General features: G+C 67.6%; 23 protein-coding genes. 11 read left to right on the top strand and 12 right to left on the bottom strand.

Translation table 11 applies throughout. From position 1 onward, the window contains the following. Nucleotides 1-9: 9 nt before the first annotated feature. Together ACEQX1_RS10200 and ACEQX1_RS10195 are read right to left on the bottom strand one after the other, a co-directional pair. Entirely contained in the window at nucleotides 10-783 is a 774-nt protein-coding gene (locus ACEQX1_RS10200; protein WP_024352147.1) for an ABC transporter ATP-binding protein, read from the bottom strand. 356 nt (nucleotides 784-1,139) lie between these two features. After that, nucleotides 1,140-2,180: an SMP-30/gluconolactonase/LRE family protein gene (locus ACEQX1_RS10195; RefSeq protein WP_370194593.1), complete on the bottom strand. Its 1,041-nt coding sequence runs from the start codon at nucleotides 2,178-2,180 to the stop codon at nucleotides 1,140-1,142. Between the two features lie 261 nt (nucleotides 2,181-2,441). Here ACEQX1_RS10195 and ACEQX1_RS10190 point away from each other — a divergent pair, with 261 nt between their 5' ends. The 9 genes from ACEQX1_RS10190 to ACEQX1_RS10150 all read left to right on the top strand — a co-directional run bounded on the left by ACEQX1_RS10190 (nucleotide 2,442) and on the right by ACEQX1_RS10150 (nucleotide 12,686). Then, on the top strand, nucleotides 2,442-3,506 hold the full coding sequence (locus tag ACEQX1_RS10190) for an ABC transporter ATP-binding protein (protein WP_024352149.1): 1,065 nt from the start codon (nucleotides 2,442-2,444) through the stop codon (nucleotides 3,504-3,506). Between the two features lie 134 nt (nucleotides 3,507-3,640). Next, entirely contained in the window at nucleotides 3,641-4,957 is a 1,317-nt protein-coding gene (locus ACEQX1_RS10185) for an ABC transporter substrate-binding protein (protein WP_370194594.1), read from the top strand. 122 nt (nucleotides 4,958-5,079) lie between these two features. Further along, a complete protein-coding gene (locus ACEQX1_RS10180; protein WP_187392301.1) occupies nucleotides 5,080-6,012 on the top strand; it encodes a carbohydrate ABC transporter permease in 933 nt (310 codons plus the stop codon). Nucleotides 6,013-6,043: 31 nt separating this feature from the next. Continuing rightward, nucleotides 6,044-6,946, top strand: coding sequence for a carbohydrate ABC transporter permease (locus tag ACEQX1_RS10175; protein ID WP_024352152.1), 903 nt, complete (start codon nucleotides 6,044-6,046; stop codon nucleotides 6,944-6,946). Nucleotides 6,947-7,098: 152 nt separating this feature from the next. Continuing rightward, entirely contained in the window at nucleotides 7,099-9,216 is a 2,118-nt protein-coding gene (locus ACEQX1_RS10170; RefSeq protein WP_370196802.1) for a catalase, read from the top strand. After that, the gene (locus tag ACEQX1_RS10165) at nucleotides 9,206-10,336 is read left to right on the top strand and encodes a glycosyltransferase family 2 protein (protein ID WP_370194596.1); all 1,131 of its coding nucleotides are present in this window, start codon (nucleotides 9,206-9,208) and stop codon (nucleotides 10,334-10,336) included. Before ACEQX1_RS10170 ends, ACEQX1_RS10165 begins: the two co-directional genes overlap by 11 nt. Further along, nucleotides 10,326-11,411, top strand: coding sequence for an acyl-CoA dehydrogenase family protein (locus ACEQX1_RS10160; protein ID WP_370194597.1), 1,086 nt, complete (start codon nucleotides 10,326-10,328; stop codon nucleotides 11,409-11,411). Before ACEQX1_RS10165 ends, ACEQX1_RS10160 begins: the two co-directional genes overlap by 11 nt. Further along, nucleotides 11,408-12,127, top strand: a complete 720-nt coding sequence (locus ACEQX1_RS10155) for a PIG-L deacetylase family protein (RefSeq protein WP_370194598.1) — start codon at nucleotides 11,408-11,410, stop codon at nucleotides 12,125-12,127. The genes ACEQX1_RS10160 and ACEQX1_RS10155 overlap by 4 nt, the downstream gene beginning before the upstream one ends. Continuing rightward, nucleotides 12,111-12,686 carry a trans-aconitate 2-methyltransferase gene (locus tag ACEQX1_RS10150; RefSeq protein WP_370194599.1) on the top strand — a complete coding sequence of 192 codons (576 nt, stop codon included), beginning with the start codon at nucleotides 12,111-12,113 and terminating at the stop codon, nucleotides 12,684-12,686. The genes ACEQX1_RS10155 and ACEQX1_RS10150 overlap by 17 nt, the downstream gene beginning before the upstream one ends. Nucleotides 12,687-12,720: 34 nt before the next feature. On the opposite strand, the gene ACEQX1_RS10145 is transcribed toward ACEQX1_RS10150, so the two are convergent. The 7 genes from ACEQX1_RS10145 to ACEQX1_RS10115 form a co-directional block, all read right to left on the bottom strand. Continuing rightward, on the bottom strand, nucleotides 12,721-13,479 hold the full coding sequence (locus ACEQX1_RS10145; RefSeq protein WP_370196801.1) for an amino acid ABC transporter ATP-binding protein: 759 nt from the start codon (nucleotides 13,477-13,479) through the stop codon (nucleotides 12,721-12,723). Continuing rightward, on the bottom strand, nucleotides 13,476-14,156 hold the full coding sequence (locus ACEQX1_RS10140) for an ABC transporter permease subunit (RefSeq protein WP_370194601.1): 681 nt from the start codon (nucleotides 14,154-14,156) through the stop codon (nucleotides 13,476-13,478). The genes ACEQX1_RS10145 and ACEQX1_RS10140 overlap by 4 nt, the downstream gene beginning before the upstream one ends. 129 nt (nucleotides 14,157-14,285) lie before the next feature. Then, nucleotides 14,286-15,047: an amino acid ABC transporter substrate-binding protein gene (locus ACEQX1_RS10135; RefSeq protein WP_370194602.1), complete on the bottom strand. Its 762-nt coding sequence runs from the start codon at nucleotides 15,045-15,047 to the stop codon at nucleotides 14,286-14,288. Between the two features lie 187 nt (nucleotides 15,048-15,234). Further along, nucleotides 15,235-16,614: a flagellar biosynthesis protein FlgA gene (locus tag ACEQX1_RS10130; RefSeq protein WP_370194603.1), complete on the bottom strand. Its 1,380-nt coding sequence runs from the start codon at nucleotides 16,612-16,614 to the stop codon at nucleotides 15,235-15,237. Between the two features lie 146 nt (nucleotides 16,615-16,760). After that, nucleotides 16,761-18,674 carry a TRAP transporter permease gene (locus ACEQX1_RS10125; RefSeq protein WP_370196800.1) on the bottom strand — a complete coding sequence of 638 codons (1,914 nt, stop codon included), beginning with the start codon at nucleotides 18,672-18,674 and terminating at the stop codon, nucleotides 16,761-16,763. Nucleotides 18,675-18,762: 88 nt separating this feature from the next. Next, entirely contained in the window at nucleotides 18,763-19,722 is a 960-nt protein-coding gene (locus ACEQX1_RS10120) for a TAXI family TRAP transporter solute-binding subunit (RefSeq protein WP_370194605.1), read from the bottom strand. A 25-nt stretch (nucleotides 19,723-19,747) separates the two neighbouring features. Then, a complete protein-coding gene (locus ACEQX1_RS10115) occupies nucleotides 19,748-20,629 on the bottom strand; it encodes a fumarylacetoacetate hydrolase family protein (protein ID WP_370194606.1) in 882 nt (293 codons plus the stop codon). Nucleotides 20,630-20,790: 161 nt separating this feature from the next. On the opposite strand from ACEQX1_RS10115, the gene ACEQX1_RS10110 reads away from it, so the two are divergent. Further along, a complete protein-coding gene (locus tag ACEQX1_RS10110; protein ID WP_370194608.1) occupies nucleotides 20,791-21,480 on the top strand; it encodes a GntR family transcriptional regulator in 690 nt (229 codons plus the stop codon). A gap of 68 nt (nucleotides 21,481-21,548) precedes the next feature. Here the strand turns inward: ACEQX1_RS10110 and ACEQX1_RS10105 are convergent, their stop codons facing one another. Further along, nucleotides 21,549-22,247 (bottom strand): haloacid dehalogenase type II, encoded by a 699-nt coding sequence (locus ACEQX1_RS10105; protein WP_370194609.1) that lies wholly within the window; start codon nucleotides 22,245-22,247, stop codon nucleotides 21,549-21,551. A gap of 124 nt (nucleotides 22,248-22,371) precedes the next feature. Between ACEQX1_RS10105 and ACEQX1_RS10100 the strand changes: the two genes are divergently transcribed. Then, nucleotides 22,372-22,509, top strand: a complete 138-nt coding sequence (locus ACEQX1_RS10100; RefSeq protein ID WP_155898572.1) for a hypothetical protein — start codon at nucleotides 22,372-22,374, stop codon at nucleotides 22,507-22,509. Nucleotides 22,510-22,567: 58 nt separating this feature from the next. Here the strand turns inward: ACEQX1_RS10100 and ACEQX1_RS10095 are convergent, their stop codons facing one another. Together ACEQX1_RS10095 and ACEQX1_RS10090 are read right to left on the bottom strand one after the other, a co-directional pair. Continuing rightward, nucleotides 22,568-24,082, bottom strand: a complete 1,515-nt coding sequence (locus tag ACEQX1_RS10095; RefSeq protein WP_370196799.1) for a putative bifunctional diguanylate cyclase/phosphodiesterase — start codon at nucleotides 24,080-24,082, stop codon at nucleotides 22,568-22,570. 214 nt (nucleotides 24,083-24,296) lie between these two features. Next, complete coding sequence (locus tag ACEQX1_RS10090) at nucleotides 24,297-25,274, bottom strand: LacI family DNA-binding transcriptional regulator (RefSeq protein ID WP_370194611.1); 978 nt, start codon at nucleotides 25,272-25,274, stop codon at nucleotides 24,297-24,299. Between the last annotated feature and the right edge of the window lie 147 nt (nucleotides 25,275-25,421).

The following is a 25,421-nucleotide window of genomic DNA, read 5'->3' as shown; positions in this document are numbered from 1 at the left end:
TCGGTGCCCTCAGTGCGTCTGGATGTCGAGCTCGTTGCAGAGCAGGTGGAAGTACTGGGCGAAGTGCGGATCGCTGCGGGATTCCACGGGGGAGTGGCTGGCGATGTCGATCTCGTGGATGGCCTTCACCTTGGACGGACGCCCGGACAGGACGACGACGCGCTTGGACAGGGCGACCGCCTCGTCGACGTCGTGGGTGATCAGGATGACCGTCTTGCCGGACTTCTCGACGGCATCGACGAGGACGCCCTCCAGATGCAGGCGGGTCTGGTAATCCAGCGCCGAAAAGGGCTCGTCGAGGAGCAGGATGTCCGGGTCCATGACCAGGGTGCGGATCAGCGCGACGCGCTGGCGCTGGCCGCCCGACAAAGTGCTCGGATAGGCGTTCTCGAAGCCGCTGAGACCGAAGGTGTTGAGGTAGTCGAGGGCCTTCTCGCGCGCTTCCTGGCGGTCAACATTGCGCATTTCCAGGCCCAGCAGGGCGTTCTGCAGGACGGTGCGCCAGGGAAAGAGAAGGTCCTTCTGCATCATGTAGCCGATGCGGCCGCGCAGGCCGTCCACCGGCTGGCCGCGGTAACGCATGACGCCGCCATCGGCCTCGAGCAGCCCGGCGATCATGTTGAAGATCGTCGTCTTGCCGCAGCCCGACGGGCCGATGATCGAGACGAAGTCCCGCTCGTAGATGTCGAAGGTCAGGTCGCGGACGACCGGGACCGTGCCACTGCGTGTGGCGAAGGTCTTGGCGAGGCCGCGGATTTCCAGTTGCGTCTGTCTGTCGCCCATATCGGCTCCTCATGCTGCATTGCGACAGACGCAGCATGGAGTGTGCCAGATGGGGCGGTGGGGCAGTCGCGGCGGTGGTGCCCGACGCGCGGGTTCGTTCAAGTCGCTGGAATCACTGAGTCGCGGCCACCTGCATGGCTGCCCTGCGCTTTCTGCAGGGCGGATTTCCCCGGTTTGCGACCGCTGTGCGCCGCAGGGATGCAGCCGAAGCGCGCCCAGAACACGCGCTTCATGGCTAAAATATATACACGACTTATGATTGCATCATTATAAGGCAGTATGGCGTCGGCATCATGAGTGCCCGGCCGGACGGGCGGCAGCGAAGGATCGCGCTGCCGCCGCGTCTCTGTCGCCGATCAGGCGATATGGGCGCCCTGGGCGGCGGTGAAGATCGAATAGATCGACTGGCTCGCCGTCATCAGCAGCCGGTTCCGGTGCTCGCCGACGAAGGTGAGGTTGGCGCAGCCCTCCGGGGTCTTGATCTGACCGATCTTGGTGCCGTCCGGGGCGTAGACATGCACGCCGTCCTGGCCCTCGCCGGCAAAGCCCGTCGCCGCCCAGACATTGCCGTCGACATCGGCGCGCAGGCCGTCGTGGAAGCCGCTTTCGAGCGTCGCAAACTCGCGCCGGCCGGTCAGCCGGCGGCCATTGTCCTCCACATTCCAGGCGATGATCCGGGCCGGCTCCGGATGGTGCGTTGCGGCAGAATCGGCAACGTAGAGCGTGCGATAGTCCGGCGAGAAGCACAGGCCGTTCGGCTTGAAGATCTCGTCGCTCAGCCGGGTCAGCGCGCCGCTCGCGGCGTCGATATGGTAGATGCTGGTCGGCAATTCGAGCTCGCGCACGGTGCCTTCATAGTACCAGTGGCTGCCATAGCCCGGATCGGTGAAGATGATGCCGCCGTCGTCCGGGTGGACCACCGCATCATTGGGAGCGTTGAGCTGCTTGCCCTCGAAGGTCTCGGCCAGCACCTCTGCCGGGCCCTGATGGCCGTAGCGCACGACGCGGGCGGTCGAGTGTTCGCAGCTGATCTGCCGGCCCTCGAAATCGAAGGTGTTGCCGTTGGAATGATTGGAGTGGTTGCGCAGCGGCGTCACCGCGCCGGTGACCTCGTCCCAGCGCATCTGGCGATTGTTGGGAATGTCGCTGAAGACGGCGTAGCGGCCGACGCCGTTCCAGGCCGGCCCCTCGGCCCACAGGGCGCCGCTCCACTGGCGCTGCAGCGGCGTGTTGCCGATCATGTATTGCGAGAAGCGGGGGTCGAGCACCTCCCAGGCGTCGTCGGGATAGCGCGAGGGCTGCGGCGCGAGCGACTGCGCCAGCACGACATGCGGCATGGCGAGAGCGGCGCCGAGCGCCGCGCCGCCGGTGAGCAATGCGCGTCGATGAATGGTCATGGGTTCCTCCCCGTCGACCGGCATGCCGACCCTCCGGACGACCGTGTTGCTGTTGCGGGGAACGGCCGGCGCCGAAGCGTAACGCGAAGCGGCATGCCGGGCCAGCGTAACGTATACGAAAAGCCCGCAATCGCGCTGTAACGGTCGCGGTTACCTTGCGGTGCAGCACAAGATTTCGGCGTCGGGCGCCCGCCAGCCATTGCGCAGGGGAGCCTGCGAATACAGTATACCGCCTGAAATTGCTGCGAGGGTGGGGCTTCAATGGCATCTGTGACATTTCGGGACGTGCGCAAGGCGTTTGGCCCGGTCGAAGTGCTGCACGGCGTATCCATTGATATCGAGGAAGGCCAGTTCGTCGTGCTGGTCGGTCCGTCCGGTTGCGGCAAGTCGACCCTGTTGCGGATGCTGGCCGGTCTCGAGCACATCACCTCCGGCGAGATCCTGATCGGCGACCGGGTGGTCAACGCGCTGCCGCCCAAGGATCGCGACATCGCGATGGTCTTCCAGAACTACGCGCTCTATCCGCACATCACGGTTGCCGAGAACATGGGCTTCTCGTTGATGCTGAAGAAAGCCTCCAAGGCGGAGATCGCGGAGCGGGTTCGGCCGGCGGCCGAGATCCTCGGCCTGACCAATCTGCTCGATCGCTATCCGCGGCAGCTGTCGGGCGGCCAGCGCCAGCGTGTCGCCATGGGCCGGGCGATCGTGCGCGAGCCGCAGGTCTTCCTGTTCGACGAGCCGCTGTCCAATCTCGACGCCAAGCTGCGCGTCTCGATGCGCTCGGAGATGAAGAACCTGCACCAGCGGCTGCAGACGACCACTGTCTACGTCACCCACGACCAGATCGAGGCGATGACCATGGCCGACAAGATCGTCGTCATGCATGACGGCATCGTCGAGCAGGTGGGCAGCCCGCTGGAGCTCTACGACCGGCCGGACAATCTCTTCGTGGCCGGCTTCATCGGCTCGCCCGCCATGAACATGATGACCGGCGCCGTCGACCCGAACGACCGCGCGACCTTTGTCACCGGCCACGGGCACCGGCTGCCGATCGCGCGGCCGGGCAAGGCCGAGCCGGGCCGCGAGACGATCTATGGCGTCAGGCCGGAATCCTTCCGCCTCGGCGGCGACATTCCGCTGCGGGTCGAGGTTGTCGAGCCGACGGGCTCGGAGACCCACGTCATCGCCAAGCTGGGCGACAGCGACGTGATGTGCGTGTTCCGCGAGCGGATTTCGGCGGGGCCGGGCGACGAACTGCCGGTCTCGATCGACGCGGAGGCGGTGCATCTGTTCGACGCGGCGACGGGCGCGCGCGTTTCGGCCTGAAGCCGGCAAGGCTTCGGGCGGCCGGTCGGGTTGGAGGACCCGGCCGGCAAGGGAGGACGGCCGTGACGGCAGCGGGAGCGCCGTCACTTCGGGGCACAGAATCGCACGCTCCCGCGCAAGTGGAGGAGATCACGATGACCATCAATCGCAGGACGCTTCTGGCCGGCACGGCCGGCCTTGCCGCCAGCGCGGCCTTCATCGGGCCGTTCGGCATGCGCGGCGCGCTGGCCCAGGCAGCCGCGGCGAAATTCAAGCCGGAAGAAGGCGCCTCGCTGCGGCTTCTGCGCTGGGTGCCCTTCGTCGCCGGCGAGGAGGAAGCCTGGAACGCCAACACCAAGGCCTTCACCGAGGCGACCGGCGTCGAGGTGCAGATCGACCAGGAAAGCTGGGAGGACGTGCGCCCGAAGGCCGCCGTGGCCGCCAATGTCGGCTCGGGCCCCGACATGGTGATGAGCTGGTTCGATGACCCGTTCCAGTATCCCGACAAGCTCGTCGACGTGACCGACCTTGCGACCTCGCTCGGCGAGCAGCATGGCGGCTGGTACGAGGGCCTGGAAGGCTATGCCAAGCAGGGCGACAAGTTCATCGCCGTGCCGCTCTGCGCCATCGGCAACGCCATCTGCTATCGCGACAGCCACATGAAGGCGGCGGGCTTCGAGGAATTCCCGTCCGACACGGCGGGCTTCCTGGAACTGTGCAAGGCGATGCAGGCCAACGGCACGCCGGCTGGCTTCCCGCACGGCAAGGCGGTCGGCGACGGCAACAACTACGCTCACTGGCTGTTGTGGAGCCATGGCGGCAAGACCGTCGACGAGGCCGGCAAGCCGGCGATCGACAGCCCCGAGACGCGGGCGGCGATCGAATACGCCAAGGCGCTCTATGCCACCTTCATCCCCGGCACCGAGAGCTGGCTCGACATCAACAACAACCGCGCCTTCCTGGCCGGCCAGATCTCGCTGACGGCAAACGGCGTGTCGCTCTATTATGCGGCCACCAAGGACCCGGAGATGACCGAGATCGCCGAGGACATCCGCACCACCACCATGCCGGTCGGGCCGGTCGGCCAGCCGGCGGAGCTGCACCAGACCTCGACGCTCAACATCTTCCAGCACACAAAGTACCCGGAAGCGGCCAAGGCCTATATCGAGTTCATGTTCCAGCCGGAGCAGATGAACGCCTGGATCGAGGGCGCCAGCGCCTATTGCTGCCAGTCGCTCAAGGCCTATGCCGACAATCCGGTGTGGACCTCGAACCCGATCCACGAGCCCTATTCCAAGGCCTCGGCCAGCCTGCGGCCGAACGGCTTTGCCGGGCCGCTCGGACCCTCGTCGGCCGCCGTCATGGCCGATTACGTGCTCGTCGACATGTTCGCCGAGGCGGTGACCGGCCAGCGCACCGCGGACGAGGCCATCGCCAACGCCGAGCGGCGCATCGCCCGCTACTACCGCTGAGGATGCCGGCACCGGCCTGAAGGGCCGGTGCCACGACACGCGGGCGCGCGGGCGTTGCTGCCCGGGCGCCTGTTGGCAGCGGCTTCGGCCGCGTGCCCTTTCGGCAACGGAGACGATCGACGATGTCCAGCATAGAGGCGACCGCCAGGCCCTCGGCATTCCGCCGGTTCGTGCAGAGCCGCGGCGGGCTCGGCCTGTTGTTCATGCTGCCGGCGGCGGCGTTTCTCTTGTGCTTCCTGACCTATCCGCTCGGCCTCGGCATCTGGCTGAGCTTCACCGACACGACCATCGGCCGGACCGGCATCTTCATCGGCCTGGAAAACTATGCCTGGCTCTTCGACGATCCGGTGTTCTGGCTGTCGGTCTACAACACCATGCTCTACACGACGGTCGCCTCGGTGCTGAAATTCGGGCTCGGCCTGTGGCTGGCGCTGATCCTCAACGAGCATCTGCCGTTCAAGAACTTCTTCCGCGCCATCATCCTTCTGCCCTGGGTCGTGCCGACCGTCCTGTCGGCGCTGGCCTTCTGGTGGATCTTCGACAGCCAGTTCTCGATCATCTCCTTCGTCCTGATGAAATGGGGATGGATCGACGCGCCGATTAACTTCCTCGGCGATCCGACCAATGCGCGGGCCTCGGTGATCGCCGCCAATGTGTGGCGCGGCATTCCCTTCGTGGCGATCTCGCTGCTCGCCGGCCTGCAGACCATCCCGCAATCGCTGAACGAGGCGGCGGCACTGGACGGCGCGACCTCGTGGCAGCGCTTCACCAAGATCACCCTGCCGCTGCTGACGCCGATCATCGCCGTGGTGATGACCTTCTCGGTGCTGTTCACCTTCACCGATTTCCAGCTGATCTACGTCCTGACCCGCGGCGGCCCGGTTAACGCCACCCATCTGATGGCGACCCTGTCCTTCCAGCGGGCGATCCCCGGCGGCCAACTCGGCGAGGGCGCGGCCATCGCGGTGGCGATGATCCCGTTCCTCTTGGCCGCGATCCTGTTCTCCTTCTTCGGCCTGCAGCGGCGCAGATGGCAGCAGGGAGGCGGCGAATGAGGCGCGTTCAGATGCGGGGAGGAACGATCCGATGAGCAAGCAATCGGCGGCCGCCAAGGCGGCGAATGACCGGGCCGAAGCCTCCGGCCTCAGCCAGTTCGACACGCTGCCGCGGCGGATCCTGACGCTTTACCTGCCGCTGTTCGTCTTCGTCTTCGTCCTGCTGTTCCCGTTCTACTGGATGGTGATCACGGCGGTGAAGCCGGACAACCAGCTCACGGATTACCAGACCTACAGCCCGTTCTGGGTGGTCGGGCCGACGCTCGAGCACATCAAGTATCTCCTGTTCGAGACCTCCTATCCGGGCTGGCTGTGGAACACGATGGTGGTCGCCGTCTGCTCGACCTTCCTGGCGCTGGCCGCCTCGGTCTTCGCCGCCTATGCGATCGAGCGGATCCGCTTCACCGGGGCGCGGGTGACCGGCCTAATGATCTTCCTCGCCTATCTGGTGCCGCCGTCGATCCTGTTCATTCCGCTGGCCTTCATCGTCTTCCAGGTCGGCATCTTCGATTCCATGTTCGCCCTGATCCTGACCTATCCGACCTTCCTGATCCCGTTCTGCACCTGGCTGCTGATGGGCTATTTCCGCACCATCCCCTTCGAGCTGGAGGAATCGGCGCTGGTCGACGGGGCGACGCGCTGGCAGATCCTGACCAAGGTGGTGCTGCCGCTGGCCGTGCCGGGGCTGATCTCGGCCGGCATCTTCGCCTTCACCCTGTCCTGGAACGAGTTCATCTACGCGCTCACCTTCATCTCCTCCTCGGAGAACAAGACGGTGCCGGTCGGCGTCCTGACCGAACTCGTGCGCGGCGACATCTACGAATGGGGAGCGCTGATGTCCGGCGCGCTGCTGGGCTCGCTGCCGGTGGTGATCCTTTACTCGTTCTTCGTCGATTACTACGTCTCGTCGATGACCGGGGCTGTGAAGGAGTAGCGGCGGCGATCCGGGACGGCCGATCAGGGGCCGCCGGCGCACCGATGCGCGCGCCGGTGTGGTCGCGGCTGCCAAATTTTCCGACATCCGCGCGCATCCTTTAGGGGGCTACGAGTCTTATCCGAGTGAACATCCCTTCACCCGGAGCAGACATGACTCAGCAATCGAACGCGGATAAGCCGCTGAACGCCGGTACGACGCAGGACTATCGCGGCGAGGGCGGCGAGCTGCACCAGGTCGCCGGCGGCGACGTTCCCCAGATGACGACCCAGGGCGGCGCCCCGATCGGCGACGACCAGAACACCCTGAAGGTCGGTCCGCGGGGCCCGACGCTGATCGAGGACCAGGCGTTCCGCGAGAAGATCTTCCATTTCGACCACGAGCGCATTCCCGAGCGCGTCGTCCATGCGCGCGGCTTCGGCGTCCATGGCGTCTTCGAGACCTATGAATCCCTGTCCGACATCACCCGGGCGGACATGTTCCAGCGGGCCGGCGAGCAGACCGAGATGTTCGTCCGCTTCTCGACCGTGGCCGGCAACAAGGGCTCGGCCGACCTTGCCCGCGACGTGCGCGGCTTCGCCTGCCGCTTCTACACCAAGGAAGGCAACTGGGACCTCGTCGGCAACAACATCCCGGTATTCTTCATCCAGGACGCCATCAAGTTCCCCGACCTGATCCATGCGGCCAAGCAGGAGCCGGATCGCGGCTTCCCGCAGGCCCAGACCGCGCATGACAATTTCTGGGACTTCATGTCGCTGACCCCGGAAGCCATGCACATGGCGATGTGGATCATGTCCGACCGCACGATCCCGCGCTCCTTCCGCTTCATGGAAGGCTTCGGCGTCCACACCTTCCGGATGATCAATGCCGAAGGCAAGTCGACTTACGTCAAGTTCCACTGGAAGCCCAAGCAGGGCCTGCAGTCGGTGGTGTGGAACGAGGCGCTGAAGTTGAACGGCGCCGATCCGGACTTCCATCGCCGCGACCTGTGGGACGCGATCCAGATGGGCGACTATCCGGAGTGGGAGCTCGGCCTGCAGATCTTCGACGACGAGTTCGCCGACCGCTTCGACTTCGACATCCTCGACGCCACCAAGATCATCCCCGAGGAGGAAGTGCCGATCCGCGTCGTCGGCAAGATGACGCTGAACCGCGTCGTCGACAATTTCTTCCAAGAGACCGAGCAGGTGGCGTTCCAGACCGGCAACATCGTGCCGGGCATCGACTTCACCAACGACCCGCTGCTGCAGGGCCGCAACTTCTCCTATCTGGACACCCAGCTGAAGCGCCTGGGCGGCCCGAACTTCACCCATATTCCGGTGAATGCGCCGCGCACCGAGGTCCGGCACTTCCAGCAGGACGGCCACATGTCGATGCGCAACCCGAAGGGTCGCGCCAATTACGAGCCGAACTCCTGGGGCGGTGCGGCCGGCGGCCCGCGCGAGGCACCGCGGGGCATGTATCAGAGCTTCCCGGCCGAGGAAGCCGGCCAGAAGCGTCGCATCGGTTCGGAGACCTTCGCCGACCATTACAGCCAGGCACGGCAGTTCTACCTGTCGCAGACCCAGACCGAGCAGCAGCACATCGCTGACGCCTTCGCTTTCGAGCTGTCCAAGGTCGAGACGGTGGCGATCCGCGCGCGCATCGTCTCGCATCTCCTCAATGTCGACGAGGATCTGGCCAAGACGGTCGCCAAGAGCCTGCGGCTGAAGGAGATGCCGGCCCCGGCCGAGGCCGCCATGCCGACGCGCATGGATCTGAAGACCTCGCCGAAGCTGTCGATCATCCTCAACGGTCCTGAGAGCTTCAAGGGCCGCAAGGTCGGCGTGCTCGTGACCGACGGTGTCGATGCTGCGCTGCTGTCCGGCCTGAAATCCGCCATCGAGGCGGAAGGCGCGATGATGGAAATCGTCGCCCCGATGGTCGGCGGCGTCGAGGCCAGCGACGGCAGCTGGATCGAGGCCAAGCAGAAGGTCGATGGCGGTCCGTCGCTGCTCTACGATGCGGTGGCCGTGCTCGCGTCGAAGGACGGCGCATCCACCCTGACCAAGGAGGCGACGGCCCGCGACTTCGTCACCGATGCCTTCGCCCATTGCAAGTTCATCGCCTATTCGGCCGAGGCGATGCCGCTGTTCGAGAAAGCCGGCGTCGCCGGTGATCTCGACGAGGGCTGCGTGAAACTCGCCAGTGCCGAGGACGCGAAGGGCTTCATCGTCCAGTGCCGCAAGCTGCGCCACTGGCAGCGCGAACCGAACGTCAATGCGGTCTGACGGTTCGACCATTCGACGGGGCGCCCTGCGCGCCCCGTCAGGCGGCCTCGATTATCGGCCGATCGTGGCGGTTCCCGCCCGCAACGAGGAGGAGCGCCTGCCGGCGCTTCTCCGCGCGCTTGCGGAACAGTCCTGGCTTGCCGGCACCGGCCGGCAGCTCGACGTCGTCATCGTCCTCAACAACACCGACGACCGGTCGCGCGCGGCAGCGGAGGCGGCGGCGGCCGGCACCATGCTGCGGCTGCATTTGGTCGAGTGCCTGTTTCCGGCGCCCTTCGCCCATGTCGGTGCGGCGCGCCGGCTGGGCATGGATCTCGCCTGCACCCTGTCGCCGGATACCGGCCGCACGATCCTGCTGACCACCGATGCCGACGCGGTGCCGGCACCCGACTGGATCGCGGCCAATCTCGCGGCGATCGAACGCGGTGCCGATCTGGTCGGCGGACTGATCATCGGCGACCGGCGCGAAGAGGCCCTGCTTGGGCCGGCCTTTGCGGCGCGCGCCAGGAATTACCTTCTCTATGCGGAATTGTGCGACCGGCTTGCCTGCCATGTCGATCCGCTGGCTCACGATCCCTGGCCGCGGCATCGCGACCATACCGGGGCGAGCCTTGCGGTGCGGGCCAGCGTCTACGAGGCGGTCGCCGGCCTGCCGGCCGCGTCCTTCCGCGAGGATCTCGCCTTTGTCGCCCGTGTCCGGCAGGCCGGCTTCAGGCTAAGGCATGACCCGGCGGTGCGGGTCGAAGTGTCGGCGCGCACCCATGGCCGGGCGGCCGGCGGCATGGCCGATACGCTGGCGCAATGGGTGGCCGAGGCGGAAGCCGGGCGACCGCATCTGGTGGAGGCCCCGCAGCGCGTTCTGGCGCGGGCGATCCGCCGCAGCTTGCTGCGCGACGCGGCCCATGTCGAACCGGACGGGCTCGCGGCCATCGCCACGCGGCTCGGGCTGAAGCCCGCAGAGCTCCATGATGACGACGGCCGGGTCCTGCCGCCGCACCTGCTCGTCGAGCGCCATGCGCCGGACGAGCCCGATGCTCCCGGCACGGTTCCGGTGCTGGATGCGATTGCGGAATTGAGAGCGTTGATCGGCGAGGATGAGGCGAGGGAACATGCTGCATAAGCTCCGGCCACAGGACGAGGCGGCGTCGCTGCGACGCGCATTGGTGGCGCTGCCGCGCAGCTACGAGACGGAGGCCGAGTTCCCCCATGCGGGTTTCGCGCTGCTGTCGGGCTCGTCACTGGCCGCCGATCCGCCGCTGGAACCCGCTGCCATCGGCGATCTCCTGCATCTCCTGGCCGAGGTGGGGCGCGGCGATCTCGGCGTCGGCCGCATATATGAGGGGCACGTCAACGCGCTCTTGCTGATCCGGGCTTATGGCAGCGAGGTCCAGAATGCAGCGGTCCGCAATGCGGCGACCGAGGGCGCATGGCTGGGTGTCTGGAACACCGATGCGCCGGGCAAGCCGCTGACCGAGAATGACGGCGTTCTTGTCGGCGCCAAGAACTTTGCCTCCGGGGTCGACGGGCTGACCCGCGCGATCGTGACGGTGCCGGACGAGGAAGGCCGGAAGATGCTGCTGATGCCGCTGGCCGATGCGCCGGTCGACCGGTCGTGGTGGGACCCGATGGGCATGCGCGGCTCCGGCAGCCATGTCGTCGATTTCACCGGACTGAGGATCGAGGACGCACATCGTCTGGGCCAGCCGGGCGACTATACGCGCGAGCCCTGGTTCAGCGGCGGGGCGATCCGCTTTGCCGCAGTGCAGACCGGCGGCCTGCACGCCGTCTTCGATGTGGCGCGTGACCATCTGCTGCGCACCGACCGGGCCGGCGATCCCTATCAGGCACAGCGGCTCGCCCGCATGGGCCTGCATGTCGATGCCGCCCATGGCTGGCTGGCGCGCGGCGCAGAGGCCTGGAGCGCGGCCGCTGCCGACCCGGACGATACTGCAAATGCGAGGCGCCTCGTGGCGACGGCCAATGCCGTGCGTTCGGCGGTGGAAGCCGCGGCACTGGCGGTGCTGGAAGAGGCGGAGCGGGCCGTGGGCGCCGCCGGCTTCAACCGGCCGCATCCGCTGGAGCGCCTCGTCCGCGACCTGCGCACCTATCTGCGCCAGCCCAATCCGGATGGAGCCCTGCGCAACCTGGGCGACGCGATCGCCGCCGGCGACTGGCTGCCGGGAGAGGGCGCATGAGCGAGGCGCGCGACCCGCGCACGCTGACCGCCCGCAGCATCCTCATCGTCGCGCCCCATGCCGACGACGAGTCGCTTGGATGCGGCGGGCTGGCCGCCATCCTCGCCAGGGACGGCCGGAAGTTCCATACGCTGTTCGTCACCGATGGCGGGGCGTCGCATCGCAATTCGGCGACATGGCCGCGGGCAGCACTGGCTGCCAAGCGTCACCGCGAGGCCGAGGACGCGCTCGCCATTCTCGGCCTCGGCACCATGCCGCGCAGCTTTCTCGGCCTGCCCGACGCCGATCTGCCGCCGGAAGGCTCGCCCGGCTGGGATGCGGCCCGCGCCCGGGTCGTCGAGATCCTCGCCGACGCCGCGCCCGATCTGGTGCTGCTGCCCTGGCGGCGCGATCCGCATTCGGACCATCGCGCCGCCTGGCATCTGGTCACCCAAGCGCTGGAACAGGCGGGCCAGGCACCGGCGCGGATGGAATATGCGATCTGGCTCGACGAACTCGGCGCGCCGGAGGATCATCCGCGCCCCGGGGAAATGCATCGGGTCTCCTTCGACATCGCCGATGTCGTCGAGACCAAGCGGGCGGCAGTGGCCGCGCATCTGTCCCAGACCACGGCGCTGATCGACGACGACCCGGACGGGTTCATGCTCGACGCGGCCACCATTGCCCGGCTGACGGGCCCGATCGAAAGTTACTGGCAGGATGGCGAAGCCGATTGATCTGGACGGGTTCGAGGCGATGTTCGCCGCCGATCCCGATCCCTGGGGCTATGCCGCCTCGCCCTTCGAGCGATTCAAGCGCCGCATCCTGATGGAGGCGGTGGGCACGCGGATCTATGGCCGCGGGCTGGAACTGGCCTGCGCCAATGGCGAGAACAGCGCGGTGCTCGGTCGCAAATGCCTGCGGCTCGTCGCGCTGGACGGTTCGCCGACGGCGCTGGCCATCGCGCGGGAACGCAACCGGGCGACGCCGCGCATCCGTTTCGCCGAGGCCGTGCTGCCGGGCGGGATGCTTCGTGGGCCGTTCGACCTGATCGTCGTGTCGGAACTGCTCTATTATCTCGCGCCGAACGATCTGCAGGTGATGCTCGCCCGCTTGCGGGCCGCTGTCGCGCCCGGCGGGCGGATCGTGTTCCTCCACCATTTCCTCGATTTCGACGATGCGGCGACGCCGCCGGCGCTGGTCGCCGTGGCCGTCGAGCGCGCCTTCGCGGCGGGCTTTGGCGTCGGCTACCGCGCCCGGACCGGCCGCTTCGTCGCCGTCGCCTTCGACCGCTGAGGCGGGTCCGGCGGGGAGCGTGTGCGGCGGGCGGTCAGTGTCCGCCGGCGGCGCCCAGCAGCGTGCCGACGAAGCGGGTCGTCCTCGGATCGGTGGGCGTGCGGAAGATCGTCTCCGGCGGTCCTTCCTCGACGATCTGGCCGCCGTCGAGAAAGGCGACGTGATCGGCGATCTGGGCGGCCAGCCGCAGATCGTGGGTCGCCATCAGCATGGTCATGCCCTCCTCGGCGAGGGTCCGCAGCACCTCGACGACCTCGATGGCGAGTTCCGGATCGAGCGCCGAGGTCGGCTCGTCGCACAGAAGCAGCGTCGGCGAGGCGGCGATGGCTCGCGCGATGGCCACGCGCTGCTGCTGGCCACCCGACAGGGTCGCCGGCCAGGCATCGGCCTTGTGGGCCATGCCGACCTTGTCCAGAAGCGTCATCGCATGGCTTCGCGCCTTGGCGGCCGGCCATTTCCAGACGGTGGTGAGCCCTTCGGTCACATTGTCTGCGACCGAGCGATGCGGAAACAGCTGGAAGTTCTGGAACACCATGCCGGTCCTGCGGCGCAGCGCCAGGACCTCGGACTGCGACGGGCGCTGGCCCGGCGCGAAGGCAACCCTCGCATCGCCGATCTCCAGCGTGCCGGCTTCTGGCATTTCCAGAAGGTTGGCGGTGCGCAGCAGCGTGCTCTTGCCGCTGCCGGACGGGCCGATCAGGGCGGTGACGCGGCCCTCGGCGATGTTCAGATCGACGCCGTCGAGGACGGTGTTCTCGCCGAAACTCTTTCGGATGCCGGACAGGCGGATCATGCGCCGGACTCCAGATAGCCGCCCTGACGCCCGAAGCGCGCCTCCAGCCGGCTCTGCAGGGCGGAGAGGACCGAGGACAGGACGAGGTAAAGCAGCGCCGCCTCGACATAGAGGATCAACGGCTCGTAGGTCGTGGCGACGATGCGCTGGGCCTGCTGGAACAGCTCCGGCACGGTGATCGCCGCGGCCAGCGAGGTGTCCTTGACCAGCGAAATGAAGGAATTCGACAGCGGCGGCACGGCGACACGCATCGCCTGGGGCACGATGGTGCGCTTCATCGCCTGGTTCCGGGTCATGCCGATCGCGTAGGCGGCTTCCCACTGGCCCTTGCTGATGGAGGACAGGGCCGCGCGGATGATCTCCGACGTATAGGCGCCGACGCTGAGGGTGAAGCCGATCAGCGCCGCCGGAAAGGCGTCGATCAGGATGCCGACGCTGGGCAGGCCGTAGAAGATGACGAAGAGCTGGACGAGCAGCGGCGTGCCGCGGATGAACCAGACATAGAAGCGGGCGATGGCGGCCAGCGGCTTCGGCCCGAACAGCCGCACGACGGCGGTCATGAAGCCGAGCGACAGGCCGAAGGCGAAGGAGAGGATCGCCAGCGGCACGGTGAAGACGAGACCCGCCCGGACCAGCGGCCAGAGCGAGTCGAGCATCAATTGCAGGGTGGGGGGCAAGGGACGGTCCGATCCTGTCGCAGCAAGCGGGCGCGGGTAACCCGGTTCCGGTGCTCGGCCGGAACCTCACCCTTCGGCGACGATGTAGGGCAGCGGCAGCGGCGGGCATCCAGCCGCCGCCGTCGAAGATCAGCGCGAGACGTCGGCGCCGAAATATTTCTGCGAGATGGTCTCGTAGGTGCCGTCGGCGCGGATCGCGTCGAGCGCCTTGTCGATCTCGGCGACGAGCTCGGGATTGCCCTTCTGGACGACCACGCCGGAAGCGGCGGCCTCGGCTTCCGAGGCAACGATCTTCACCGGCGCGTCGGGCTTCTGCTTCTTGAAGTCGAGATAGGAGAGGTTGTCGTTGATCGTCGCGTCGGCGCGGCCGGTGAGGACGAGCTGGATGGACTGGTCGAAGCCTTCCGTTCCGACCAGGCTGGCGCCGGCTTCCTCGGCGATGCGGCCGTAATTGGAGGTCAGCGACTGGGCCGCCCGCTTGCCGTCGAGATCGGCGAAGCTGGCAATGTCCTCATTGTCGTCCTTAACGATCAGGACCGCCTTGGAGATGATGTAGGGCTTGGAGAAGTCGAAGCGGGCCTGCCGCTCCTCGGTGATGCCGACCTGGTTGATCACCGCGTCGTAGCGGTCGGAGGCGAGGCCGGCGATCAGGCCGTCCCACTTGCCCTCGACGAACTCGACCTCGACGCCGAGCCGCTCGGCGATCTCGCGGCCGATCTCGACATCGAAGCCAACGAGGGCGCCGGAGGCATCGTGATAGGTGAAGGGGGCATAGGTGCCCTCGGTGCCGATCCGCAATGTGCCGGCGGACTTGATGTCCTCAAGGCTGCCGGCGTGGGCGGCGGTGCCGAGAAGAAGGGCGGCGGTGAGCGTTGCGAGCGTGAGCTTCATGGGGTCATTCCTGGATTGGGAGGCGCCTGTCGCGCATTGACCGGAAACTCGGTATTCGCGGGGCTTCCATCAAGGAATGGATTGGCGCGGGGACGCCGGATCGGAGTTGGTTCTTCCCATCTGCGCCATTCGGGGCGCGTGGAGCATGGGAGCGGACGACCGGTCGCGGTCGCCCGCCCTTGCGATGTCAGCCTTCGGCGAAGAAGACGTCGTCCTGCTCGCTGCGCAGCCGGTGCAGCGTGCTTTCCGTATCGAAGGCGACGGCGTCGCAGGTGACGATCTCGCCGGCCGCGACCGGGGCGCGAAGGGTGCGCCCGTCCATCAGATAATAGGGCGCGGGCGCGCCTGATCCGAGCGGCCGGGCCGGCATCAGCAGGTGATCCAGCGGCTCGATCTGGTGGCGCGCACCGATGGCCAGCGTCTCGCCCGCGGCGAGATCGCGCCGGGCGCGGGCGACGAGGTCGTAGCGGGGCCTCACCTCGGTGCCGCCGGTCGAGCTGCCGAGCCGGGCTGCCGACAACACCGACATCGGCGCCTCGACGCCGAGAAGATGCACCGGGTTGTGGATCAGGAGATGGCGGCCGTCCGGGCTCGCCGGAATGCCCTTGCCGGCGAGCAGCCGTCCGGTCGCGGCATCGGGCGCCTCGACGATGACGAAGACGCCGCCGGCAAAGCTGAGCTCGTCGGGCCGGCGCAGACAGTTGAACATGTCCACGACGCCGGAGCGGCCGAGAAGGCCACCGGCGGCGCGGGGCCGCATGAGATGCGGCAGTTCCACCGTGCGGGCGATGGGCGCATGCAGTTCCGGCACGTCCGGATCGAGATCGGTGTGATTGGCGACGATGCCCATCTCGCAGAGATCGGGCACGGTGGTGCGGGCAAATTCCGCCAGTTCGCGGGGCGGGATCGCGGCGGTCGGATCGCCGGTCGCGAAGAGATCGCGATAATGCGGCGCCGCCACCGATCGTCCCCAGGCGGTGACGGTGTCGTCGGCCGGGTTCCAGACGAAGTCGGATTCGCTGGCCTTGCCGGCGGCGACGATCTTGAGGCCGAGAAGCCGCGCCCAGCCGATCAGGCCGATCAGCAGGCTGGGCTGGTCGCCATCCACCGGCGTGTGGACCACGCCGGCCGAGGCCGCGCGCCGGGCGAGGATCGGGCCGACGACGATCTCGGCTTCCTTGGTGGCGATGACGCTGTGGCGGCCATTGTCGATGGCGGCGGCGGCCGTTGCGGCGGCGCCTTCGGGATGGCCGGTCGCCTCGACCACCACGTCGAGCGGCAGGGCGGCCAGAAGCAGGGCATCGTCGACGACCGCCGTCCGGCCGGCTTCGATGGCGGCGAGTGCGGCGGCGCGCGTGTCGCACAGCGCGATGGCCTCCGCCGCGACGCCTGCCGCCAGCAGCGAGCGGCGCGCACGGTCGATGTCGCGGTCGCAGATCGCCGGGACGACGAGCCCGGGAATATGCCGCGACTGCGCCACGAAGGTCGCGCCGAACTCGCCGGCACCGACCAGCCCGGCCCGGATTTCGCGCTCCTCGCTCCGCGCGAAAACTGCATGCAGGTTCATGGATCCCCTCCCGAAATGAATTCCCCCGTGGCCGGTCTAGGCCAGATTGTCGCGGGGCGGAAGGGTCCGGCCGCGAAACCCGGCCGGTCGCAAGCTGGCATGCCAGGCGCTGAATGACGCCCGGCGAGGCCGGCGCCGCGCCGCCGTCAGCCGGCCGCGATCCGGTTGCGGCGCGCGATGGCCGTCGGGGCTGCGGCGACGACGAGCAGCGCAAGGCCGGCCATGTCGATCCACAGGTTGGTCGGGAACATCAGGAGGCCGCCGGCAACGAGGAAGAGCCCACGGCGCAGCGGCGTGACCACGCCGCCGACCGGCTCGGTGCCCTGCAGCGCGATGGCGAAGAGCACGCAGCCGAGGGCGTAGAGCGCCGTCGTGTATGCGATGTCGAGCGGCGTTCCTTCGAGAAGCAGCTGCGGCACATAGACGAAGCTGAACGGCATCAGCACCAGCGTGGCGCCGAATTTGAGGGCCGAGAAGCCGGTCTTCATCGGCGGCGCGTCGGCGATCGCGGCGCCGGCGAAGGCAGCGACGCAGACCGGCGGCGTGATGTTGGAGAGGCACGCGGCGTAGAACACCGCCAGATGCGCGGCCACCACGGGGACGCCGAGGTTGATCAAGGCGGGCGCGGCGACCACCGACAGGATGATGTAGGAGCCGGTGGTGCTCGAGCCCATGCCGATGATGATCGAGACGACGGTCACGAGGCAGAGCGCGACGAACAGATTGCCGCCGGAAAAGTCGATCAGGACGGCGGAGAATTTCAGCCCGAGGCCGGCCAGGACGATGCCGCCGATGATAATGCCAAGCGTGCCGATGGCCGCGCCCGCCGCCGCGTTGCTGCGGGCGCCGCCGACCATGGCCTGGGCGATGGCGGTCGGTCCCATGCGGGTGTCGCGGCGCATCCAGGACAGGGCGGCGGCCGAGACGGTGCCCCAGAAGGCGCAGAAATCGGCGGAATATCCGGAAAACAAGAGGCCGATCACCGCGACCAGCGGCACGAAGAACTGCCAGCCCTTGGCCAGCACCGAGCGCAGGCTGGGGATTTCGTCCGCCGGCAGGCCCTTCAGGTCGAGGCGGACGGCTTCCAGGTCGACCATGGACAGGAGGAAGACGAAGAACACCACGGCCGGGATGACGTTCATCAGGGCGATGGTCAGGTAGCTGGTCTCGGTCAGCGTCGCGAGAATGAAGACGCCGGCGCCCATGACCGGGGGCATGAACTGGCCGCCGGTGGAGGAGATCGCCTCGATGGCGCCGGCATCATGGTTGCGGAAGCCGGTGCGCTTCATCAGCGGAATGGTGAAAGCGCCGGTGGTGACGACATTGGCGACGGAGGAGCCGGAGATGGAGCCGAACAGCGCCGAGGTCATAACCGCGATCTTGGCCGGGCCACCGCGCCAGCGGCCGGCCAGCGCCGTGCCGAGATCCATGAAGAAGGCGCCGGCGCCCGAGCGCTCGAGAAAGGCGCCGAAGATCATGAAGGGGAAGACGAAGGTGGCGAAGGTCGCGGTGACGACGCCGAACAGCGCTTCCTGGGTGGAATAGGTGAATTCCAGGATGCGCTCGACCGACATGCCGGGATTGGCCAGGCGACCGGGCAGATATTCGCCGAAATAGAGCTGGCCGAGAAAGACGATGGCGATGATCGAGATGATCGGGCCGAGGGCCCGGCGGCTGGTCTCCAGCATCACGCCGATGGCGATGGCGCCCATCACCAGGTCGGCGGTGTTGGGCGAGGACACGCGGAACATCGCGTAGCTGACATACTGGTCGATCCAGTACCAGACGCTGGCGACGGTGGCGGCGACGAGAACGAGGTCGACGATGCTCGGGCGGTGGGACGGCGAGCCGGCGCGTGCCGGATAGAGCAGGAACACCAGCACCGAGGTCAGCATCAGATAGATGCCGCGATTGGTCTGGGTCGAGACGAGGCCGAAGCCGGAGGTGTAGAGGTAGAAGCCGGTGAAGCCCAGCGCCACCAGATTGAAGGCGAGGGCGTAGAAACCGGTCAGGGACCGGCGTGCGCCATCGACGCGCAACAGCCAGGATGCGTCCACCATCGTCTCGTCTTTTCGTGGTTGAAAGGCCCCCGCCTTCCGGTCGGCCGGAAGACGGGGGCGTCAGCAATGCGTTGATTGCGGCGGGTGGCTACTTCGCCGCGCCGCTTTCGGCGTAATAGGCGGCGGCGCCGGGATGCATCGGGGCGCCGAGCGCCTCGAAGTTCTCGACGTCGGGCTTCATCTGTGCCCAGGCCTTGTGGCCGTTGGCCAGCGCGTCCTGCCGGTCGTAGGCCGAGGCCACCATCCGCTTGACCACGTCCTCCGGCACGCTCTCATGGGCGACCCAGTAGACGGTGGTGTAGGGCATGTCGGTGGCCGGAACGCCCTTGTAGGTGGTCTCCGGCATCGTGCCCGTATGGTAGAAGGGATAGGTCTCGCTGATCTTGGCGAGCTGGTCCTCCTCATAGGGCAGCACCACCACGTCGCGCGTCTCGGCCAGCTCGGTGACGGCCGCGGCCGGCGATGAGGACTGGCAGAAGGCGTCGATCTGGCCGTTGCCCAGCGCCCGGCCGGCATCGGCGAAGGTCATCATCTGCGGCTCGACCTGGTCGAGGATGCCGAGCGCCGTCAGGATGTTGGAGCAGTTGAAGACCGTGCCCGATCCCGGCGGTCCGAGCGCCACCTTCTTGCCGGCGAGATCGGCGATCGACGAGAGGCCGCTGTCGGCGAGGGTGACGAAATAGGTCGGGCCCTCATAGGCCATGGCGACGCCGCGCAACATGTCGCCCTTCTCCCCGTCCTTGAACGGGCCGGTCGGCTCCTGCGCCATGAAGACGTGGCTGCCATAGACGATGCCCATGTCGAGCTCGCCCTTGATCAGCCGCTTGGCGTTCTCGGTGGAGCCGCCGGTGGTCACCTGGGTGATGTTGACGTCCGGCAGGTCCTTACCGAGCTCGGTGCCGGCGACGCCGACCATGTAGTACATGACGCCGCCCGGATTGGAGCCGCCCCAGGCGATGCTGGTCTTGTCCTGCGCCACGGCGCCGGTTGCGAGCGATGCGGCGGCGAGCCCTGCCGCGAGCGTGCAGGCGATTGTCCTGAGTGTCATCCTGTCTTCCTCCCCATTGTTGTCGTTACTGGCGGACGGGATTCTCCAAGGTCCCGAGCCCGTCGATGGTGACCGCCACGCGGTCGCCGTCGGCGAGGTAGCGCGGCGGGTCGAAGCCGATGCCGACGCCGGCGGGCGTGCCGGTGGCGATGATGTCGCCCGGCAGCAGCGTCATGGTGGCCGTCATCGTCTCGATCAGCGTCGGAATGTCGAAGATCAGATCGGCGACGCTGGCCTTCTGGCGGGTCTCGCCATTGACGGTGGTGGTCACGGTGAGCTTGGTGACGTCCGGCACCTCGTCGGCGGTGACCAGCACCGGGCCCATCGGCGCGAAGGTGTCGATGCCCTTGCCGATCACCCACTGGCTATGGTGACGCTGCAGCTCGCGCGAGGTGACGTCGTTGATGACGACATAGCCGAAGACGTAGTCCATGGCGTCGGCCTTGCTGACGCCGAAGGCGCGCTTGCCGATGACCACGCCGAGCTCGCCCTCGTAATCGACGGTGCGCGTGCGATCGAGGCCGGCCTCGATGATCGCGCCGGGTCCGATGATCGCCGACAGCGACTTGGTGAAGATGACGGGCGCGACCGGGATGGCCTGCTTGCCGCCGGAATCGAAGCCGCTGTTGTGAAACTCGGAGGCATGCTCGCGGTAGTTCTTGCCGACGCAGAAGATGTCGCGGCGCGTCTCGGGCAGCGGCGCGAGAATGGTCACGTCGGACTGCGAGAGGCGCTCGGCGCCATTGGCCGCCTTGGTCTTCCACGCATCCAGCAGCTCCGTGTCGCCCTCGGCAATGCGCCGCACCGCAAGGCGGGCCGCCGCGCCGGTCTCGCAGACCACGATCTCGTTCCCATCCAGCAGGCCGGCGCCCGGAACACCGTCCCGTTCGAATGTCAGCAGCTTCATTTCCGCGATGCTTCCTTGTTTTATCGATAAAACATGCAAACATATGGAAAGTGACGGGTCAAGCGGCGTTGTGCCGGGAGCCCCGTGGATTGCCAAGTCGGCGCAGAGCCGGCATGCGGGGCGCCAGCGAAGGAAAGGCTGCCACACTCATGGATCTGGACGTGTCGACGCGCCCCCTGAAACCCGACACCGGCATGACGCTGACCGACGCGGCCTACCGGCAGCTGCGAACCGACATCATCGCCGGTGTGCGGGCGCCGACGGAGCGGCTGCGGATCGAGCGGCTGAGCCGGATCTACGAAGTCGGGCCGACGCCGCTGCGCGAGGCGCTGCAGCGGCTGGCAGCCGACGGGCTCGTGATTGCCACCGGCAATCGCGGCTTCGCGGTCGCGCCGCTCGATGCCGACGAATTCGAGGACCTCAATACCGCCCGGACCGCCATCGAGCTGCAGATGCTGCGCATGGCGATCGAGAAGGGCGACGCGATGTGGGAATCGGGCGTCGTCGCCGCGGCCTACCGGCTCGGCAAGCTGGACGACCGGATCATGTCCGACGACCACGAGACCCTGTCGGAATGGGAGACCGCCAACCGGGACTTCCACTACGCCACGGTGTCGGCCTGCGGGTCGAAATGGCTGCTGCATGTGCGCAGCCTCCTGCACGACCAGTGCGAGCGTTACCGCCGGGCCTCGGTCGATCTGAAGCGCCACGAGCGCGATCTGGCCGAGGAACACCGGCAGATCGCCGCGGCGGTTCTGGAGCGCAACGCCGACCGTGCGAGCGAGCTGGTGGCGGCGCATTTCGAGCGCACGACGCGGTTCCTGGTGCAGGTGCTCGGCGCGCGGGCCTGATCCAGCCGCGGGGCAGGACGGTGCGGGCTTGCGGCGACAGCCAGCGCGCGACCTTGGCCCCTTAGACCTCAGCCCTTCGGCGCGAAGCGCTGGATGATGGCGTCCGCGATCCCGCCGAGATCGGCGGCGACGATGTCGGGCCTTGGTGTTTCGGGCGCGTGCAGCACGGCGTTGCCGGGCCGGGTGACGAGCGCGCCGTGACAGCCCGCGGCCTGCGCGCCGATCGTATCCCAGACATGGCAGGCGACGAGGCAGAGATCGCCGGTGGCAACGCCGTGCGCCTCGGCAACGAGGCGATAGGTCTCCGGCGCCGGCTTGAACCGGCCGACGCTGTCGACGCTGTGGGACGCCTCGAAGAACGCTGCGATGCCGGCCTTGTCCAGCGGGGTCGGCGCGGCCGACGGCGGCGAATTGGTCAGGGTGACGAGGCGAAAGCCGGCGTCGCGCAGTTTCGTCAGCGCCGGGGCGACGTCGGGATGGGCCGGCATGCTGCCGATCCGCCGGCGCAGTTCGGCGACGTCGTCATCGCCGACGGCGACATTCCGGGTCTCCCCGACCATGCGGATAACGCCCGCGGCGATCTCGCCGAAGGGCGTGTAGCGGCCCGACAGGGTCAGCGTCTGCGAATAGAGAACGAGCTGGGCGAACCATTCGCGCATCACCGCCGCATCGCCGAAGACCCGTTCGAACAGCGGCTCCAGCGTGGTGATGTCGAGCAGCGTCTCGTTGACGTCGAAGACGATGATCGGCGGAACCCGGCTGGTCATGGCGAAACGCTCCCTGGTCGGCGCCGATCCTCACCGGATCGGCATCCCTTCTAGATGGGCGCTCCCTTGCAACATCCAGCCCGGCACCTGATCTGCGTCACAACCGGACACAAGGATTGCGATCATGATGCAGGACAATGAAATGATGATGGATTCCGGCCCGATGGGCTGGATGATGGGCGGCATGGGGATCGGCGCGGTGCTGGTGCTCGCCGTCCTGGTGCTGGGGGTCTTCGCCCTCGTCAAATATCTGCGCAGCTGACGACGCCGGCACGCAGCTGCGGCCGACCTGATCGGGCGTCCGACGCGGGATCGCCTGGTCAGGCCGCCTCGGTCGCGCGGATCCTGACGGGGCCGCCGCGGGCCAGCATCGCCTGGATGTCGGACCATGGCTGGGGCCGGGCGAAGTAATAGCCCTGCAAGAGCTTGCAGCCGGCGGTGCTGGCCAGCAGCATCTGTTCGGCGGTCTCCACGCCTTCCGCGACGATGGCGAGCCCCATGGCGTTGGCGACGCTGGCAAGGGCGGTGATGAGGACATTGTCGGCCTCGCTGTCCCCCAGCTTGACCACGAAGCTGCGGTCGATCTTGATCGAATCGATCGGGAAGGCGCGGAGGTACGAAAAGCCGCTGTAGCCGGTGCCGAAATCGTCGAGCGAAATGCGCAGGCCGAGGGCGCGCAGCGCGGCGAGACGCCGAATGACGCTGTCATTGGCGTTCATGGCGACGGATTCGGTGATCTCGATGACGATGCGCCTTGCCGGCATGCCGGTTTCGGCCAGCACGCGTTCGACCATCGTCACGACGTCGTCGCGCTTGAGCTGGCTGGCGGAGAAATTGACGCCGATAGAGAGGGAGCTGGCCTCCACCCCGTCCCGGCAGGCGCGGCGGAACACCCATTCGCCGAGCAGGTCGATGAGCAGCGATTGTTCGGCAATGGGGATGAAGTCCACCGGCGGAATGATACCACGCGACGGGTGGCGCCAGCGCACCAGCGCCTCGCAGCCATGCAGCTTGCCCTCGGCGGTGACGATCGGCTGATAGGCGAGTTCCAGCTCGTTCAGGAGGATCGCGGCGCGCAGCTCGCGCTCGATATAGCGGGTGTGCTTCTGGTCCCGGAGCATCTCGTTTTCGAACAGGGTCGCCTGGGCACGGCCGTTCCGCTTGCTCTGGTAGAGCGCGAGATCGGCATATTGCATCAACTCGTCGAACAGGGCGGTGTCGCCCGGACCAAAGGCGATGCCGATCGAGGCCGACAGGTTCAGCGGCCGGCCGGCGTGATAGGCGGTGTGGTCGAGCGCGATCAGGAAGCTCTCGGCCAGCCGGGTCGCCGCCTCGGGCGAGGCGCATTCGGTCAAAAGCGCGAATTCGTCGCCGCCGACCCGGCCGATCAGGCTGCCGGGGAAGACGCGTCGGGCGACCGTCGCCAGATGGCGCAGGGCGGCATCGCCCATGTCGTGTCCGTAGGCGTCGTTGATCTGCTTGAGATAATCCATGTCGACGAGGAGCAGCGCGTAGCCGCCGGATGCGGGGGCGATCTTGAGCTGCGCTCCGCAGCGGCTGATGAAAACCCGGCGGGTCAATGTCCTGGTGACGCCGTCGCGCTCGTGGATCAGCGCATTCTGGCGGTCCGTGGCGTCCTTCTGGCGAACCAGCTCGGTCTCAAGGCGATGCTGCCGGCATGCCCAGAACAGAGCGATGACGGCGACCGCAGTCGTCGCTGCGAGAATCCTTGTATGCCAGAGATCCTCGCTGCCGGCGCCGGTGAGCCCCAGAACGGACAGGCCGATGATGGCAAGAAGCCAACCCACCATCGAATAATGGCTGATCCGCATCATGGCGCGAGGGTCGCGAAAACCGGACAATTCATTACCCTGACAGTTGCATTTGCGACTTTGTGCAGGACGAACTCATAAGACCGGGTAAACAGTTTGTGATGACCTCATGACAGTTCACGTTCGGTGAATCGTTCCTTATCGGCCCGCCCTGTCTGCCGGACGTCCGTCGCGCGGCTTCTGCCGGCGGCCGCCGCGCGACCGGTGGTTCTTGCGGCTAGGCGGATGTGCGCGCCACGATCCGGAATCCGAGATCGGTGACGGGTGCCTGCGGGCCGGTGCCGTCGAAACGGGCGAGGATCGCTTCCGCCGCGGCGCGCCCGAAGGCCGGGCGGTCGACGCGCACGGTGGTCAGCGCCGGCTCGACATGGGCGGCAAAATCCTGGTCACCGAAGCCGATCACGGCGATGTCCGCCGGAACGGCGAGCCCGCGCGCTTTGGCTTCGATCAGCACGCCATGGGCCAGGAGATCGGAGCTGCAGAAGACCACCCCGCCGGCGAAACCACGGGCGTCGATGAGTTCGGCGAGGCCTTGCCGGCCGCGTTCCAGGCTGGCCGGGCCGTCGAAATCGACCGTCTCGATCGGCGTCTCCGCGGTGGGAGCGAAGCGCGCGACGAAGGCCGCCTTGCGACGTGCCGCCCGCTCGTCATCGGCCGACACCGTGCCGGCCCGGACGTAGCCGGCCGAGATGGCATAGTCAGCCGCCGCGCGCCCGGCTTCGGCATGGGAGAAGCCGACGCACAGATCAATGGGGGAATCGGTGATGTCCCAGACCTCGACCACCGGAATGCCGGCGCCCAGCAGCATTCTGCGGGCCCGCGGCGTGTGGTGGATGCCGGTCAGGAGCATGGCGTCCGGCCGGCGCGACAGATGCGTCTCGATCAGCACTTCCTCGTCGGCCGGATCGAGCCCGGTCTCCGACAGCAGGATCTGGTAGCCATGGGCGCGGATCCGCTCGCTGAAGGCCTTGATCATCGCGGCGTAGACGATGTTGGTGATCGACGGCACCAGGGCGGTGATCAGCCGGCTGCGCCGCGACGCGAGGGCGCCGGCCAGGGCGTTGGGAACGAAGCCGGTCACCGCGATGGCCTCGCGGATCTTCTCCAGCGTGGCCGGCGAGACCTTGGACGGATCGCTGAGGGCTCGGGAGACGGTGACCTGCGAGACGCCGGCGAGCCGTCCGATCGTCGCCATGGTGACCGGACCGCCTGCGGGAGGCGCGCCTTTCGGCGGTGGAGCCTGATCGTCCGTCAATCGCCTCGTCTCCACCTCTCGTCCCGACACGGGTCGCCTGTCAGCTTCGCGCGGCCGGCTGGCTCGCCGTGGACGGGGCCTTTGCGC

The sequence above is a fragment of the Aurantimonas sp. genome (assembly GCF_964217435.1).
In the GTDB taxonomy this organism is placed as follows: domain Bacteria; phylum Pseudomonadota; class Alphaproteobacteria; order Rhizobiales; family Rhizobiaceae; genus Aurantimonas; species Aurantimonas coralicida.
Note: the sequence above shows the minus strand (reverse complement) of the source record. Positions and strands in the feature narration are given on the sequence as shown.